Here is a 16,992-nt window from a genome sequence, read left to right as displayed (position 1 = left end):
ATCCGGTAGCCAAACCGTCATGGGATATTCCGTGACGGTTTTTTTATTCATACCGGAGCGCTTCCACCGGATCGAGCCGGGACGCTTTGGAGGCCGGGTAATATCCGGATACCATACCCACGCCCACGCAGACGCAGACACCCAGGATGATCCAGTTCCAGGGAACGATAAAGCTGGCTCCCATCACCACGGCCAGGATATTGCCGATCAGTATTCCCAGGAAAATACCTGCGAAGCCGCCCATGAGGCAGATAACCACCGCCTCCGTGAGGAACTGTCGGCGAATCACGGTTGGCGTAGCGCCAATCGCCTTGCGGATTCCGATTTCACGGGTACGTTCCGTGACGGAAACCAGCATGATATTCATTAAGCCGATGGATGCGCCCATCAGGGTAATCAATGCGATCACTATCGCACCGATGGTCACATACGTCAGGCTCTCAATCAATATCTGGGCCACCGCATCACTCTTGGTAATCTCAAAATTGGTTTCCTGTCCTACCCGGGCTCCGCGGATATTGCGGAAGAGTGCCGTGGCTTCACCAATCGCCGCATCCATATATTGCGGGTTGGTGGCCATCACGGTAATGGTATAGGAAGGATGTCCGATGGCCATGACCGCCCGTGCTTTAATCAACGGGATAATACAGGTTTTATCGCCGCCAAAGCCCGCACTCGACCCTTTGTCTTCCAGCACGCCGATAATGGTATAACGGTTATTCCCGATGCTGATGTGCTGGTTGAGGGGTTCTTCGTTGTTCTTAAAGAGCCGCTCAACGATCTCTGATCCCACGATAACGACGTTATTGCCAAATTCAATTTCACGGGGAGAAAAGTTGCGCCCAGCGGACAGTTTATAGCCGGCCGTCTCAAGGTAATGCTCATCGGCACCCAGCACATTGATATTGGGGTTTGTCTGTTCACTCCGGAAGGTTGCCGTAGCGCCAAACGAGGCGTACGTATTCAGGGAAACCACCGCCGGGTAATCGAACCGGTCTTTAAAGGCCTTTGCTTCGTAATAAGTGATGGGCGGAAAAGTCTTTGGCCGCGTGCCGCTCCCCCCGATCTGGACATTCAGTCCGCGGTTCCGGATATTAAACGCATTGGAACCCATGGCCGAAAACGAATCGGTCAGTGAATTTTTGATGGCGTCGATGGAGGTCAGGATGCCGACCAGTGCTGTTATGCCGATGGCGATGATCAGGGCCGTAAGGAATGTACGCAGTTTGTTGCTGTTGATCGATTGAAGCGACAGCTTTACATTTTCACGATTCGACATTTTTACCGACATACCCAAAAAAATTGATAACGGTTAGACAACAGTTTGCTGTTGTTGTTACAGCCGGCGCCCTATTTCTTGCTATGGCTGAAGAGCCAGGGAAACAGTTCGGGCTCGGCAAACGCAGCATCCCAGCTATTGTGCCCTGCTTCGGGATAGAACGTATATTTGGGGTTTGCCCCTTCCCGCTGAAGTTCCTGGATAATCACCCTCGAATGCATCGGTGGCACGACGTCGTCGCGCTCGCCGTGGAAGATCCACAGCGGCACATGGGCATACCGGGCAACATTGGCCGTATTATCGCCCCCACAGATGGCAAATGCAGCGGCGAACCATTTGGGTTTACGCCGCAACGCTTCGTAGGTGCCCATTCCACCCATCGACAGGCCGCCGATATAAACACGCTGCGGATCCACCGCCTCGTCCCTGAGCAGCTGGCGCGCCAGCCGCAAAAACAGGCGCATACCTGTGCTTGGTTTACCTCCCGTGCTGAAATAGAACTCGCGTCCGCCGTTGGGTTGCTCCCGTGTGTCGACATTACTCCAGTAAGAATCTGCGGGGCACTGCGGAAAAACAACAATAGCGGGAAAATCCCGCCGTATGGTATCATTCAGAAAGATCTTGCCCCCATGGGTGAGCTGCTTTTCATTATCATTTCCGCGTTCTCCGGCTCCATGGAGGAAAAAGAGTATCGGATAGCTTCCATTGGGATCGTAATTTTCGGGGAAAAGTATCCGGTAAGGGAGCGTATCGCCCCGGTGAATCAGCGTGTTCGCTTCATACATCGAAAGATCCTGCGCCGAAACGGCCGTGATCATACTTAGATAGGTAAGGGTAGCCAGTAATGTGTATTTCATGGTAGTCTGATTTGGTAGTCCGATTCCGCATGGGTCGCCTATCCACCGGTGCGGCCGGTAAAAGTAGCTACTTTACTGCTGAAAAACAAGCGTGGAAAAAGGAGGATTACGTTCGTGCAGGGGCTTCCCCACGGATCAATTCGAATACGGTGATCTCGGGTAAAATACCTACGCGTCCCGGATAGCCCAGGAAACCGAATCCGGTATTTACATACAGCTGCTGGTGGCCTTCCCGGTAAAGTCCGGCCCATTCCTTATAAATGTACTGGGCAGGGCTCCACTGCAGGTGCCGCGTACGTACGCCGAACTGCATGCCATGGGTATGCCCGCTGAACATGGCGTCGACATCGGGGTGTGCCAGCACTTCCGCACGCCAGTGCGAGGGGTCGTGCGATAGCAGCAGTTTTACCGGCACGTCATCGGTGCCCTTCAGGGCCTCCGTCAGGCGGCCGTATTTGGGGAAGCGCCCCGTGCCCCAGTTTTCTACACCGACGATGCTGATTTCTTCCTGATCCACCCGGAGTTTCCGGTTTTCATTAAGCAGCAGGTCCCATCCCATCACCGCGTGTGTCTCTTTCAGGTCCAGCAGGTTTCTATCCTTGGCAGCAGAGGGTTCCGGACCGAAATGATAATCACCGTAGTCGTGATTGCCGAGCGTGGAATAAACGCCCAGCGGTGCCTGCACCTTAGCAAAAATATCCTGATAATCGCGCATTTCATTGGCTAGGTGGTTCACCAGGTCGCCCGTGAAGAAAATCACGTCCGGCCGCTCGGCCAACAACAGCTCCACACCACCCAGCACAGCGCGTTTGTTGTAGAAACTACCGGAATGAATATCCGATAATTGCCCGATTTTCATTCCGTGAAAAGCCTTCGGCAGGTTAGGCAGATACAGTTTCTGCCGGCGGATGCGATAATCATAAGCACCGGATATGACACCCCAGGCCATGGGTACCAGGGGGGCCGAGGCGATGAGTATTCCCGCCTTGGTCAGAAACTCCGAGCGCTTGATCCCCTTTACCGGCTGCTCCGGAAGCGGGGCTTCCGATACGGCACCGGATTCCAGCGGTTGCTGTCCGGGTCCCGGCATTTTCTTCACCGGTAAAACAAGCCGCTTAATCCAGATCCCTCCCCGCCGGATATCATCCAGCAGTAGTACGACCATGAAAATGGACTTCGTGCAGAAGGTAATGAAAAAGGCAACCAGGATAATGGACCGCAGCATTAATGGGATATTCACATAAATGCTCACAAAAACCCCCATGGTGATCAATACGCTGTACCCCCACCAGATTCGGGGAAATGCCTTGGTAGCAGCCCATTTGATGGACGTAGCCCGCAGGGCTTTATAAATATAAAAATCCAGTATCAGTAAAACAATTGTAGTGAAAATAGCCATGAGCTTGTTACCGCTTTCTATGTTCCTGCCCGTCCAACGCTTCGCCGGCAGTTGCCAGCTGTCGTAACGCGGTTATCCATTTGGGATGGTCGTTGAGACTTTCTACCAATTGCACTTTTTCACCGCCCAGGGCCTTGAATTCTTCCGCATACTCTGTGCCAACCTCGTAGATGGTTTCCAAGCAATCGGCCACAAAGGCAGGAGAAAACATGAGTAATTTCTTTTTGCCCAGCTGTGCTACGTGTTTGAGCACATCAGTAGTATATGGTTGTATCCATGGCGTTTTCCCCAGTCGGGATTGAAAACATACCGTATAATCTTCCTGTTTTAATTCCAGGCGCTCGGCCAGCAGACGCGTAGTGGCGTAACACTGTGCGAGGTAGCACCATTTATTTTCAGCTGTAATCCGATCGCGGCAATGTGCCTGGTCACAGTCGTGCATACCCGTTTGCCCCACCGCACGCAATTGCCTCACGGGCAATCCGTGATAACTGAACAGCACGTGATCAAACGCACGGATATCATGCTTACGAGCATTCTCCTCAAATACATCGATCATCAGGGAATTGTCGTAAAACTGGTTCACGAAAGATACCTCAGGAAAGGTATGCCACTTACGCATAAGCTGCATTACTTTTTCGATAACCGATCCTGTGGATGCCGATGCATACTGCGGGAACAATGGGATCACACATATCCGATCCACTCGCAGGCGCTGAAGATTAGCCAGGGCCGACTCAATGGAAGGGTTTTGATAGCGCATGGCCAACTCGACGTGATATTCATCACCAAGCTGCTCCTGCAGCAACTGCTGTTGCATCAGGCTGTAGTGTAGTAACGGAGATCCGGTCTTTTCATCCCAGACTGCCTTGTATAATTTGGCTGAATTAGGTGCCCGGAACGGTACAATAATCCCCTTGATCAATAAAGTACGTCGCCATGCCGGAATATCAATTACACGGCCATCCATTAAAAACTCGTTGAGGTATCGTTTTACATCCGGCACGGAAGGGCTATCCGGCGTACCAAGATTAACCAGCAAGATGCCTTTTTTGGGCTTATTCATCCATACAAAGGTACGGATTTGTTAAAGGTAGCGGAAAAAGCGATGATAATTTGAAAATTAGATGACGATGCGCCTGTGCAGGGTTCCGGTTAATACCCCTCCAGTACGGTTTTAACCTGCTCCATCAACCACATGGGGGTAGATGTTGCGCCGCATATGCCAACACGGTCGCCGGGTTGGAACAATGCCGGTTCCAGTTCTGCAGGATCGGAAATAAAATAGGTGTTCGGATTGCGTTTGAGGCACACTTCGAAAAGCACGCGGCCGTTGGATGATTTTTTCCCGGACACAAAAATCACCTTATCATACTGACTGGCAAAATTACCCAGTTCATCGTACCGGTTGGATACCTGCCGGCAGATGGTATCATTGGCCTTTACATCATATCCCCTATGTTGCAACTCGGCTTTGATTTCGTAAAACTTATCCGTGCTTTTGGTCGTTTGGCTATACAGCGTAAACCGGTCGGGGAGGTCTATCCCCTCCAGCTCGGCAAGGTCCTGAAATACCAGTGCCTCGCCATTGGTTTGCCCCTGTAGTCCAATGACTTCCGCATGGCCGTGTTTGCCATAAATCAGGATTTTTTCGGCCTGGTCAAAAGACGTTTTTACCCGGTTCTGCAATTTGAGCACGACCGGACAGGAAGCATCGATGAGGGTGATCTGGTTTTCGAGTGCGATGCGGTAGGTCTCGGGGGCTTCACCGTGTGCACGGATCAATACCTTCTCATTTTTAAGCTCAGGCAGCTTACTGTGGTCAATGATGCGAAGCCCTTTGGCCTTGAGCCGGGCAACCTCTTCATCATTATGGACGATATCCCCCAGGCAATACAAATAGCCGTCCGTTTCGAGAATTTCCTCCGCCATGTCAATGGCATAAACCACCCCGAAGCAGAACCCTGAATCTTTGTCAATCGTTACCTGTAACTGATAGGCCATCCTACTACAAAGGTATACAATAAATCACTATTGCAAGAAGTTTCTATACAAGCTGCCGTAAACCTCCAGTAAAAAATCATTGATGACATCGCCATGCGAAAAGCCGGTGTTGCAGCCATTTGTAATCACCACAATGCCGAATTGTTCCTCGGGCTGAAAGTACATTGCACTATACAAACCGTAAGCGATCCCTTCGTGACCCGTCATCAGCTTTCCGGGAATGAGGTTTCCGATGGTCCGCAGGGACATCCCATAACCTGATTCCGCTGTCCGTACCACCTGCATTGCACGGCTGCTCGCTGCTGAAATAATGCGTGTCCCATCCACGATGCCGTGGTGCATGTGCATGGTCATGACCTTTGCAAGATCCGCTACGGTCATTTTCATGCCTCCTGTTGGCGAAAAGACCGGGGTGCTGTAACCCATTACATACGTCTTCAAGGCATCGGCGCGCGACCGGTACGCTTCCGGGGATGCCGTGAAGTCTTTCGTTTCGCCGTCATAGGCATACAGGGTGACAAAGCGGCCGCTATCCAGTTCGTCCACGTTATAGCCGCCATATATACCCAGCGGTTCCAGGATATGCCGGTGAATGTACCGGTCAAAACGTTCGCCCGAATACTTTTCAAGGATCGCCCCTGCGAGGTTAAAGTTCAGGTTGCAATATTGATAACCGTCATTTGGCGCATAAGCATTGTATGCGTTGGCCCATTCGGGGTTTTTATCCGGATTGAGCGCATCCAATGTAAAATAGCCATTCTTATCGTTGATACTGGAGCGATGGGACAGGATCAGGCCCAAGGTGATTACCGAATCCGGATAAGCCGGGTTACGCACACGGAAACCAATCAGGTCACTCACATCATCGTCCAGCGACAACTTCCCGGCTTCGACCAGCTGCATGATACCGGTGGTCACAAATGACTTGGAGATGGAAGCGATACGGAATATGCCGTCATTTTCAAGCGGCTCTCCGGTTTCCGTGTTTTTCAGGCCAAACGATTTATTGTAAATAACCGCGTCGCCTTTAACGACGGCAACGGATGTACCCACGGCCTGATATTTGGCCATGATGGCGTTGATTTCTGTTTCTGCTGCCGACTGGGCGCGGGAGACCGTAGCCCATAGGATAAAAACTGCGGGTAATAAGTGAAGTGATTTAATGCTAATCATATGTTGTTATGTGCTACCGGAATTGCATAGGCTTAACGTGAATCCCGTGATGTTACTAAAGTATTCCAAAATTAGGTAATCGACCCGGCATTGGCAAATCAGGCAGGTGTTGTTCGCCGGCAGCCGTCGGCACCGCTGGTTTACCATCGCCCCCCAGCGCCCCCGCCCCCGCTGCTGCCACCACCCCAGCTGCCGCTACTCGAGCTGCTGGAACTACCGCTACCCGAGCTACTACTGGAACCCGATCGGCTGCTGCCGGATGAAGAACTGACTGGCTTCGTCCGGTTGAGTACCACCTTGCCATGCGAGACGGTGTGTTTACAGTTACTGCATTCCTGTATGCGTTCGCCTTCCCCCTTATTGATTACCGTAGGCCGTTTCAGCACTTTCAGAAACGTATGGGAAAATGTGCGGTAACCACACGATGGACATGGCCCGTATGTGGCGTAGTTTTCGCCCGGAAAAGAGACGGGACGAATGCCTTCCGGGCCGTCACGCACCCATATTTCATACGTGAGGGCACCCACACTTTCCTCTTTACGCTGGCCCCTGTCGAGGTAGCGCGACACGTCTTTTTGTTTATCACGGTCTATCCGCTGCCAACCATCCCCAGGTGGCGCGACAAGCCGCAGTTTGTCGGCCTGCCGCCGCCGGAACACGCCGTAGCCAAGCATCCAGGTAAGCGGCATGGCAAGTATGGGCAATGCCATCCGTTTATTGAAATCGGCGGTTACGCTAAGCCGGTTGGCCGCATTTGCAAACGTTTTCCGGATTTGCGACAATCCCTTGAAATACAGCATCGTGATACCCAGCCCAAAAAAGACAGTCGCATATAGCGGGAGGTAAGACCATCGGTACAGCCATGAAACGGGTATTTCGAAGAATGCAATAAAAAATATGGAAAAAAACCCGAAAAGCAGGAGTCCGACACCGCCAAAGACCAGGTATATACCCGTTGATGTCTTCACTGGCTTCCGTCCACTGCGTGTCGGAATGCGGTTATAGGCACGGGAAGCCACCTTCCACAGCAGGTAATAGAGCACGAAAGCAATCACAAAGGAGAGGAACGCCGCCTGGTTCCTATAGAAAAACGAGCTTTCATGCAACAGGCGCCGCTGAAGGTCATCCGCGGCATCGGGGTTAAGTACAACGGTTTTTACGGCATCCATTGCCGCAAGCACGCCACCGTCATAATCGCCTTCGCGGAATAACGGCACCATCCGTGTTTCACCAATACGCTTCAGCAATGCGTCCGGCAATACGGCTTCCATGCCATAACCTGTAATAAACCGATAAGCCCGTTTGTCTGTAGAAACGAACAGTAGCAGCCCGTTATTCGCCGGTGCCTTACCGATGCCCCATGTATTGAAGAGGTCCAGCGCAAACCGGAAGTCATCCTCACCCACAAAGTCATCCACAACCACCACGGCCAGTTCGGCCGATGCAGCTGCATCCACCATACGCGCCAGCCGGTTCAGTGAATCCACGGTAAGCGGACTAAGGATACCGGAAGGGTTACTCACGTAATACGCCTGCCCCTGTTCCTTCGGCGAAGGAATGGTCGCAACCTGGTATTGGGCAGCCGCTTGTCCGGCGGTAAAAGACAGCAAAAAACAGATCAGCAGTCGAATGCCCCGTTGGTATCGATACGGAATATTGTTCATTGATTTCCAAATATAGAAATCATTCTTGACGACGAACGTACTGTAGAGGACATATTTGCCGTTTGCACAACTACTTAACTTTGGCTATTTTTGCGCAAAATTTTTTAAATGATAACAACAAATAAAACTTTCACCATGATTAAGCCCGATGCCGTAAACAACGGCCATGTGGGTGCAATTTTAAATGACATCATTGCGGGGGGGTTCAAAATCGTGGCGATGAAATACATCCGCCTTTCTGAAGAAACAGCCGGTGCATTTTATGCGGTACACGCCGAACGCCCGTTTTATGGCGACCTGGTGAATTTTATGACTTCTGGCCCCATTGTGGCCGCTATTCTTGAAAAAGAGAACGCGGTGGAAGCGTTCCGTACGCTGATTGGTGCGACAGATCCCGCAAAAGCGGCCGCCGGCACAATCCGCAACAAATATGCGAACTCCATTGAAGCCAATGCCATCCATGGCTCTGACTCCGATGAGAATGCGGAAATTGAAGGTAACTTCTTCTTTTCGCAGTTCGAACGGTTTTAAAAATGTGTAAGCCTAACAGGCGGTTGCCTGTTAGGTTTCAATTACTTAGAAACCCCTCCGGGCCAGATAAAAGTCTTCTTTTTCCGTCATCCGGGTTTTTTCCTGCTTTCCCTTATCGCCGTAACCGCAGAGGTGTAAAATACCGTGGATCATCACGCGGTGCAGTTCATCTTTTTCAGTAACCCCGAAGGCGGCTGCATTTTCACGCACCCGGTCTATACTGATAAAAATATCACCGGCGATTATTTCAGCCTGCTCACTGTTGTCGAACGTGACGATATCTGTATACGTATCGTGCTGGAGATACTGTTTGTTAATATCCAGCAACTGTGTGTCGCTGCATAGGATGATGCTGATTTCACCGGGCTTATACCCTTCTTCGCGGATAGCTGCCTGGATCCATTGGCGTACCGCAATTTTCTGATGTAGGCGATACGCCGTATCTTCCGTAAAAAAATGGACCTTCCCCATGTTCAGTGATATGATGACAGCGCCAAAGGTAGGAAGTTTATCCCTGAAAATCGCGCCGCTCAAGATACGATTGCAGGATCAGTACGGCAGATACGCGATCAATAAGAGATTTGTCCTGCCGCTTTTTCTTCGCGATGCCGCTTTGCGCGATGCTGGTTGAGGCCATCTTGGACGTAAACCGTTCATCGACGGTTTCCACGGGAATAGCAGGAAAAGTACGCTGCAACGACCGGATAAAACCCCGTACATGCTGGGCCGATTCCGACTCGGTACCATCGAGCCGGCGGGGTTCGCCCACCACGAAAGTACTTACCTCCTCACGGGCGAGGTAGGCTTTCACATAATCCAACACGTCCTTGGCATGCACCGTGTCCAGCGCCGTTGCAATAAGCTGTAACGGGTCGGTCACCGCCAAGCCGACCCGCTTGGTTCCGTAGTCAAAAGCGAGAATACGCATCGTACCCGCAAAGGTACATTATTTCACATTTACGAGCACCTTTATTTTGCCTATGCCATTGCTGTCATACTCCTGCAGGGCTTTTCCGATCACCTGACCAACCCTTACCCTATCCGGATCAGCCTTCATCGCCACACCGGGCTGCGAAGACGTCACCAGCAGGTCGCCACGCTTGATCGCGCCGCCTTCCAGGCACACCTTTGTCGGGATAACCCCTACCACGCCCATGGGTACTTTATCGGAAATGTCCGTATCCATACTTTCCTCGGTGAGCAGTACGCCCGGTTTGGTTGCATATACCCCGACGACGAGTGTTGAATACGCTTCATTAGATTTCTCCACGGTGCGGTCTTCATCTACCGAGATGACCAGTACATCACCGGCTTCGTACGCAGCGAAATTACCCATTACATCAAACGCTTCGGCAATATCCGCACCGCCGGTTTGGGTGCCGCCATCGAAAAAGCCTCGGCCAGCTTTGTTGATCCGCGCAACGTTAGCATTCGCGCTTTGGAATGTCACCAGGTTGCCAGACGCCCCGGTGTGGTTTATCAAGAGGGTATTGCCTGTGCCGTTCGAGTTGATCTGAACGGTTGGCTGGCTGTTGGCGCTGTTAAAATTCGCGAACCGACCGGCCCTGCCTGTGCCGAAATTGGGGGTAAAGCCGGAAATGGCATTACCACTGCCATCGGCCGATGCCTCGACACCATCGCCGGTCCCTCCGGCATTGGCCGTAACCCCGTTTCCGTTTCCGTTGGTGAGTGCGAGTAGTGCAGGTCCATTACCGGCTGGATTAGAGGCATAGAAGAGTCCTGCATAACCGCCCGTGCCGGAAGAAATGCCGTAGACTCCAGCCGTGCCGAAGTTTGCGAATTGCGAATTAACCTCGCCGCGCACGGCGGGGGAAGTGCCTGTCGTGCGGTCCACTATGAAACTACCCGCGGCCCCATTACCTACCGTCTTTACGGTAATTACTTCGTTCTCATTATCCGCGTTTAAAATCTCGAACCGGCCGGCGCGTCCATCTGCAAAGCTTGGTACCCAAGCATGCAATGCATCACCCTCACCATTAACTGAGGTTTCCACACCGTTGCCTGTGTTCTCTGCATTGGCGGTAATTGCATTGCCATTGCCGTCGGCCAATGCGACTAACGCCGGACCATTACCGGCTGGATTCGAAGCATGGAAGAGACCGGCAACCCCGCCGGTGCCGGAGGACGTACCGAAGATGGCGGCAGCGCCGAAATTACCAAAAATGGTATTTACTTCGGCTCGGACCGCCGCCGCCACGCTGTTATTGTTGTCCACCCGAAAAGACGCGGCGTTCCCTTGCGTATTGTCTGGAATGTTTCCGTTACCATTGGTTTCAACTTCCAACGTATTGCCCTGCGTATTCGTTTGATTGAAGTTCTCAAACCTGCCCGCACGGCCCGTACTACTGTTCAAGCCCACCTGTCCCAGCACGCCGATAGCCGTACCTGTGGTATTCGTTGCAACAAACCCCCGGACACCATAGCCTCCGCCGTCGTTGCGGCCAACCACAGCACCGGCGATATCGCTGGTTGTCCTTCCCACTACCGCCTCGCCTCCGTTATTGTTATCGCCAACGATACCCGCGGAGGTCTGACTAGCTGTAATGCCATGGATCCCAAAGCCGCCTACCGTTGATGCACGTACACCGGCGCCGTTGCCGGTTGTGGTGACATTGATTACTGTACCGTTTCCCACCGTGTTTGCGACAAGCACATTGTTGTTATTTGCATTATTGAAAATTGAAATGCTTGCCGGGATACCGTTATTGCTGGTTGCCGTCAAACCGGTGCCGGTGTTGCTGTTGGCATACACACCGGTTCCGTTGGCTGTTGCGTTGCCATATACGCCCAAACCATTTGGGGTGGTGCCATATACACCCCATCCTGAGCCATTCTGAGAACCATATACGCCAACGCCCAACCCGCCGGTACCATTATTAATCCCACGAATAGCTGACGAAAATCCACCGGGGGCTGTCGACGAAACAATACCACGGACAGCCGCGATATTAGAAGTCGTCGTATTATTAATGCCTTCGAGTGAAACCCCATCACCATTGTTCGCTATGGAAAACAATGTGGCCGCATTGTTTTCAACCGTGGCATAAGGAAGCGCGAATCCGCCGCCGCCCAAAGCCGAAGGGGTCCACTGCGTACCATCAAACCGCAGCGACTGCCCGGCCAAAGGTGCAGTGTTACTAACCGGAATACCTTGAAGGCCGGCGACCACGGGATCTGGATAAGTGCCTGACAGATCTCCCCCTGCCGCCACATCGGTTATGGCAGCATCGCTACCAGCCGGACCAGCCGGGCCCTGGGGACCGGGATCACCCTGTAACCCCTGCGGACCAATAGGGCCAGCGGGACCCTGGGGACCCGTATCACCCTGTAACCCCTGTGGACCGATAGGGCCGGCAGAACCTTGGGGACCCGTATCACCCTGTGAACCCCGTGGGCCGACAGGACCAACAGGGCCTTGGGAACCGGGGTCACCCTGTAGTCCCTGCGGACCGATAGGGCCGGCGGGACCCTGGAGGCCGGAATCACCCTGCGAGCCTCGCGGGCCGACAGGGCCAGCGGGGCCTGTATCTCCTTTTACTCCCCGCAGACCGGCGGAACCTTCGGGACCTGCAGGTCCCATGGGGCCGGTAGGCCCTGCCGGACCAGCGGGACCGGTGTTACCACCGGCTGTATATAATGCGAATGGTACACTCATCAATTGCGTAGTGCCCAAATCGGCATAGCCACCATTGTCAACGGCCAACTCTACCTTAACAAATTGATTGGCATCCTGCCAGGGGATCGTTGCGAATGTCCCCTGTGATGCGGTACCCCTACCGATCTGCAGGGTGAAAAGACCGAGTGTATTTGTTTTTACCCGGTGTTCTTCACGGTATTGCACTACACCATTGGCCGAGCCACCGATAATGGATATACGCACATCGACATTCCTACCTGCCATAACCGTCCCGTCAAGATTGCGGGCGACAGCCTGATAATTGATGCCGGTCAATCCCGATTGCGCCTGTGCCATAAGGCCAGTCAGCATCAGGACGACAACCACGCAATAAGAAAAATATCGTTTCATATGCTTATGTATCTGATTAGTTAGCATGTCATTATTGTTCCTCTTTTACATCGCCCTGCGTCGGTACCGCCTGCACCGGGAGAGTGGTTTCAGTCCCGATGATTTCTGTAGCTGCTGACTCCGATGGCAGCTTGGCGGCTCCGGACAGTTGCGGTGTCGCCGCACTCCTCAGGGCTGCACGATTGGATCCGGGGGGCGTATAGTTTTCGAAAATCAGTGCCCGCAGTTCCTGGGATGAATTCGGAGAAACTTCAGACTTGGGATTAATCGAAAGCGTCTGTATTTTATTTATGGCTCCCGCGCCGAACTGAATCGGCTTATTTTCGGTACCATCCCCGGATAAGAGGCGACGGATACGCGCTTCCGACACATGATCCTGCCTGGTCTGCGCCTGGGCATGCACTGCGAGGACCGTCATCAATGTCGCGATCAGCAGGGGGTAGATTGTCTGTCTTTTCATGTATTTATATTTTAATTCGATTGCATGATTATTTTTCCCCACCCAATACATCCATGGGGTGGAAACTGAGTGTAAATTTCAATTCGTTGCGAACGGAATAACGCCGTGCCATTGGAGTCAGGTAGCCAATGTCTATCTGCAGCGATTTAACCCGGAGCCCTACGCCAGCCGCAAAATGCTGCCGGTTTCCTTTGGCAGGATTTTCATAGAAATAGCCCGAACGGATAAAAAACTGCCGGTAGTAACAAAACTCGAAGCCTCCGGAGATGGTAAATTCGGATAGTTCTTCCGAAAATCCGCCCGGTGCGTCAAAAAACGACGTAAATAGTGCAGAAGGCACACTTCGATCGGGGTCTTTCCCCTTTTCGATCTCGGCAGTTACATTACCTTGTTCATCCACCCGGTACTGCGGCCGTGACGGGACCAAGAGTTTGGTGACATCAAGCAATAAGGTCAAGCGGTTATCCGGGTCGTTGTTTAATCCGTAACCAACCCCCATCCGCAGGTTCATTGGCAGAAAGCTTTCCTTCGCATTGGTATAATTAAGCTTCGTACCGATATTGGTCAGGTTTATTCCCCAGGCAAACCGCTTGCTGAATTGCTTCAAAGTGATGTAGCTTTTTTCGGAATACAGCCCCACATCCATCGCAAAAGCGTTGGCGCGATCCATGTCTAATCCATTATAGGCGCCTGAACCTAAGTTACTGTGGATGTATCGGGCCGTAAGTGCCATGGCGAAGTGGTCGCCAAGCAGGCGTGAGTAACTGGCATCTATGGAAATCTCCCCGGCATTGTATCGCTGCGATAGGTTCCCCATTTCGTCCCTAAAGGTGATCTCGCCCATATCCAGGTATTTGATGGACATACCGAGGGCCTCGCGCTGGCTTAACCGGTGAAAAGCCGTCAGGTAACCAAGATGTTCATCCTTTACCAGCTGGCGCATCCACGGTGTATAAGAAAAGCTCAACCCCTTCTCCCCGGCAAAGTTCAGTTTAGCCGCGTTGGTGAATACCGAGTTGGCATCCGGCACAAGTCCGGTTCCTGCCTCGGCTACTCCGGTAGTCCGGGCATCCGGGCTCAGCAAAAGAAAGGACGCTCCTGTAGTGATCGTGCTACGCCCGATCTGGGCAGTCACAAACAGCGGGAACAGTGCAGCAAGTATCAGCGTATATGCTGGTGTTGAGATGCGGGTATTCATGAATGTCTTGCTTGAGGTTATTGGATGACTAATTTCTCCGTATAGGTCCCATAACCGGTGCGGATCACCAGGTAATATAGGCCGGCGGCATAGTTATTAAGTGCCATGGTGTATTTTAGCCGGCCCGCCAGCAGCTGGTTAGTTTCCGTAAACACCACCTGACCGGCATTATTGATCAGCATGAATACCACCCGGCCATCCTGAAGTAGGTCGAATTCCAGGTTCGTAAATTCTGCCGCGGGATTGGGGTAAACAATTAAATCCGAAACAAACGGTGCCTGCGGTGCCTTGGTTGGCCCAGCCACTTCGGGTTGTTGAAAACCCTGTGTGAGTCGCAAATTGCCCGCATCCAGTGTCGCCACCACAGGCTCACCGATCGTGTATTGGAAAATTGCATAACCAACCGTGCCCTCATGGCCCGCATTGGCTACAACTTGGCGAATAAGTTCCTGGGATAGCGCAACGGTAATCGAAAACGAATAAATCGCGCAGATTAGCAAGGCTGATTTCATAAATTTTGGTAGTGGTAGATGTATATTATTACGAAGGTAAAAAAAATAAATATTCCGCGGAAAATTTTATTTTCGCTTGCACATCAACAAATGATATACCTTCCTGTAAAATAAAACGGAACTACTCAGCGACTGAGGAACTTACTCGCATATCGAAGAGAAAACGGAAGTGTAAAGCAGGAAACTAATGCAACGACACCAACCTGGCCCTGAATAAGCCAATTGCGTGAAGTTGCACATAGCCTTTGTGGACATGGATGGCAATTATCCCCACAAAACACTAACGGGATTGAGTTACGTCCTTAAGTTTAAGCAATGTGCTGTATCCGCTCTCTGGCGTTACCTCACAAGACATAAATTAAATAAAAAGCGGCCGCGATAATAATGGCTAATATAATGGCAATCCAGAGCGTTATGCTCGCCGGCCGGTCATTGCGTTCCTTCACCGCTTCGGGAGACGGCGCCGGATTGTCCTGGTGGGCAGCATAGTTGTCCTCTGGTTGCACATTGCCTGCTGCATCTGTTTTATGACTGTTTTCCATGGCACAAATACGTTGGTTCCAATGAATCAACAAATGGCGGTGCACATTGTTTCCCGCGACCCGTAAGGGAAACGCCCTTCCTTTGGCAAAATCCAAAGGAAACAATCCAAATCTCATTTGCCGAAAACCAAATCTTTTGCTTATCATTGCACATAATATTATTCGGGCATGAGATTCATTGTTTCTACTTCAATATTATTAAAGCAACTACAGGCCATCAGTGGTGCCTCAAGCAGCAGCACCGTGCTGCCGATTCTGGAAAATTTCCTTTTTGAAATCAAGGACAACGTGCTGACCATTTCGGCCACGGACCTGCAGACCAGCATGGTTACTTCCCTTGCCATAGAAGCAAAGGAAGAGGGACGGGTAGCCATGCCCTCCAAAATATTGATCGAAACGCTGAAAACGCTCCCGGATCAGCCGGTAGCATTTTCAGTGGATACGCAGACGCTAGCCATTGAGATTAGCGCCGGCGACGGTAAATATAAATTAAGCGGTGAAAATGCCGATGATTTCCCGAAGATACCGGTTGTGGACAATGCATCGTCGGTAAGCATACCGGCATCGGTGCTTGCCGAGGCCATTAATAAGACCATCTTTGCGGTGAGCAACGACGAACTGCGGCCCGCCATGTCCGGGGTGCTGGTGCAACTTGGCGAACAATCGACCACATTTGTGGCCACCGATGCGCATAAACTGGTACGTTACCGTCGAACAGACATCAGCGCTGACCGGCCCACGTCGCTCATACTGCCCAAAAAAGCGCTGTCGCTGTTGAAATCGACGCTACCCTCGGAAGATATCGCCGTAGCGGTGGAATACAACAGTACGAACGCCTTTTTTAAATTCAACAACATTCACCTGATTTGCCGGTTGGTTGATGAACGGTATCCCGACTACGAAGCGGTAATTCCGCAGGTAAATCCGAATAAGCTAACGCTCGACCGGCATACTTTTCTCAATTCGTTGCGCCGGGTCGTTATTTTCGCGAATAAGACCACCCATCAGGTGCGGCTTAAGATTTCCGGGAGCGAACTGAACATTTCCGCAGAAGACCTCGATTTCTCCAATGAAGCGCACGAACGGCTGAGCTGCCAGTTTGAAGGTGATGATATGGAAATCGGATTCAACGCCAAATTCCTGGTTGAGATGTTGACCAATCTGGACAGTGACGAAGTTGTGCTGGAAATGAGCACTCCCAACCGCGCTGGATTGTTATTACCTGCCTTATCGGAAGAACACGAAGACATCCTGATGCTGGTAATGCCCGTGATGCTGAACAGCATGGGTTAAACCGCTGGTGATACCGGGAAATAGCATACGTA

The 16,992-nt window shown here is 51.8% G+C and carries 16 protein-coding genes; 2 read left to right on the top strand and 14 right to left on the bottom strand.

The features are described from left to right. Window positions 1–43: 43 nt before the first annotated feature. From NEV57_RS15410 to NEV57_RS15380, 7 genes are all read right to left on the bottom strand, one after another. On the bottom strand, window positions 44–1,279 hold the full coding sequence (locus NEV57_RS15410; protein ID WP_257659243.1) for an ABC transporter permease: 1,236 nt from the start codon (window positions 1,277–1,279) through the stop codon (window positions 44–46). 71 nt (window positions 1,280–1,350) lie between these two features. Further along, complete coding sequence (locus NEV57_RS15405) at window positions 1,351–2,136, bottom strand: carboxylesterase family protein (protein WP_257659242.1); 786 nt, start codon at window positions 2,134–2,136, stop codon at window positions 1,351–1,353. Between the two features lie 106 nt (window positions 2,137–2,242). Then, window positions 2,243–3,535: a metallophosphoesterase gene (locus tag NEV57_RS15400; RefSeq protein WP_257659241.1), complete on the bottom strand. Its 1,293-nt coding sequence runs from the start codon at window positions 3,533–3,535 to the stop codon at window positions 2,243–2,245. 7 nt (window positions 3,536–3,542) lie between these two features. Further along, a complete protein-coding gene (gene hemH / locus NEV57_RS15395; protein ID WP_257659240.1) occupies window positions 3,543–4,601 on the bottom strand; it encodes a ferrochelatase in 1,059 nt (352 codons plus the stop codon). An 89-nt stretch (window positions 4,602–4,690) separates the two neighbouring features. After that, window positions 4,691–5,539 (bottom strand): 4-hydroxy-3-methylbut-2-enyl diphosphate reductase, encoded by an 849-nt coding sequence (locus tag NEV57_RS15390; RefSeq protein ID WP_257659239.1) that lies wholly within the window; start codon window positions 5,537–5,539, stop codon window positions 4,691–4,693. A 27-nt stretch (window positions 5,540–5,566) separates the two neighbouring features. Beyond that, on the bottom strand, window positions 5,567–6,712 hold the full coding sequence (locus NEV57_RS15385; protein WP_257659238.1) for a serine hydrolase domain-containing protein: 1,146 nt from the start codon (window positions 6,710–6,712) through the stop codon (window positions 5,567–5,569). A 140-nt stretch (window positions 6,713–6,852) separates the two neighbouring features. Beyond that, the gene (locus tag NEV57_RS15380) at window positions 6,853–8,376 is read right to left on the bottom strand and encodes a TPM domain-containing protein (protein ID WP_257659237.1); all 1,524 of its coding nucleotides are present in this window, start codon (window positions 8,374–8,376) and stop codon (window positions 6,853–6,855) included. 111 nt (window positions 8,377–8,487) lie between these two features. Here NEV57_RS15380 and NEV57_RS15375 point away from each other — a divergent pair, with 111 nt between their 5' ends. Further along, window positions 8,488–8,907, top strand: coding sequence for a nucleoside-diphosphate kinase (locus NEV57_RS15375; protein ID WP_257659268.1), 420 nt, complete (start codon window positions 8,488–8,490; stop codon window positions 8,905–8,907). Window positions 8,908–8,952: 45 nt separating this feature from the next. Here the strand turns inward: NEV57_RS15375 and ybeY are convergent, their stop codons facing one another. From ybeY to NEV57_RS15340, 7 genes are all read right to left on the bottom strand, one after another. Continuing rightward, window positions 8,953–9,378, bottom strand: coding sequence for an rRNA maturation RNase YbeY (ybeY, locus tag NEV57_RS15370; protein ID WP_257659267.1), 426 nt, complete (start codon window positions 9,376–9,378; stop codon window positions 8,953–8,955). Between the two features lie 37 nt (window positions 9,379–9,415). After that, the gene (gene ruvX, locus NEV57_RS15365) at window positions 9,416–9,835 is read right to left on the bottom strand and encodes a Holliday junction resolvase RuvX (RefSeq protein ID WP_257659236.1); all 420 of its coding nucleotides are present in this window, start codon (window positions 9,833–9,835) and stop codon (window positions 9,416–9,418) included. Between the two features lie 18 nt (window positions 9,836–9,853). Next, on the bottom strand, window positions 9,854–12,955 hold the full coding sequence (locus tag NEV57_RS15360; protein WP_257659235.1) for a collagen-like domain-containing protein: 3,102 nt from the start codon (window positions 12,953–12,955) through the stop codon (window positions 9,854–9,856). Window positions 12,956–12,986: 31 nt separating this feature from the next. Further along, window positions 12,987–13,415: a hypothetical protein gene (locus tag NEV57_RS15355; protein WP_257659234.1), complete on the bottom strand. Its 429-nt coding sequence runs from the start codon at window positions 13,413–13,415 to the stop codon at window positions 12,987–12,989. 28 nt (window positions 13,416–13,443) lie between these two features. Further along, window positions 13,444–14,613, bottom strand: a complete 1,170-nt coding sequence (gene porV, locus NEV57_RS15350; protein WP_257659233.1) for a type IX secretion system outer membrane channel protein PorV — start codon at window positions 14,611–14,613, stop codon at window positions 13,444–13,446. Window positions 14,614–14,630: 17 nt separating this feature from the next. Further along, window positions 14,631–15,125, bottom strand: a complete 495-nt coding sequence (locus NEV57_RS15345) for a T9SS type A sorting domain-containing protein (RefSeq protein ID WP_257659232.1) — start codon at window positions 15,123–15,125, stop codon at window positions 14,631–14,633. 344 nt (window positions 15,126–15,469) lie between these two features. Further along, the gene (locus tag NEV57_RS15340; protein ID WP_257659231.1) at window positions 15,470–15,667 is read right to left on the bottom strand and encodes a hypothetical protein; all 198 of its coding nucleotides are present in this window, start codon (window positions 15,665–15,667) and stop codon (window positions 15,470–15,472) included. Window positions 15,668–15,835: 168 nt separating this feature from the next. On the opposite strand from NEV57_RS15340, the gene dnaN reads away from it, so the two are divergent. Then, window positions 15,836–16,960: a DNA polymerase III subunit beta gene (gene dnaN, locus NEV57_RS15335; RefSeq protein WP_257659230.1), complete on the top strand. Its 1,125-nt coding sequence runs from the start codon at window positions 15,836–15,838 to the stop codon at window positions 16,958–16,960. Window positions 16,961–16,992 lie beyond the last annotated feature (32 nt).

The organism is Parapedobacter lycopersici, assembly GCF_024643285.1.
Taxonomy (GTDB): Bacteria; Bacteroidota; Bacteroidia; order Sphingobacteriales; family Sphingobacteriaceae; genus Parapedobacter; species Parapedobacter lycopersici.
The sequence above is the reverse complement of the archived record's forward strand: the minus strand, read 5'-3'. Positions and strand labels throughout refer to the sequence as shown.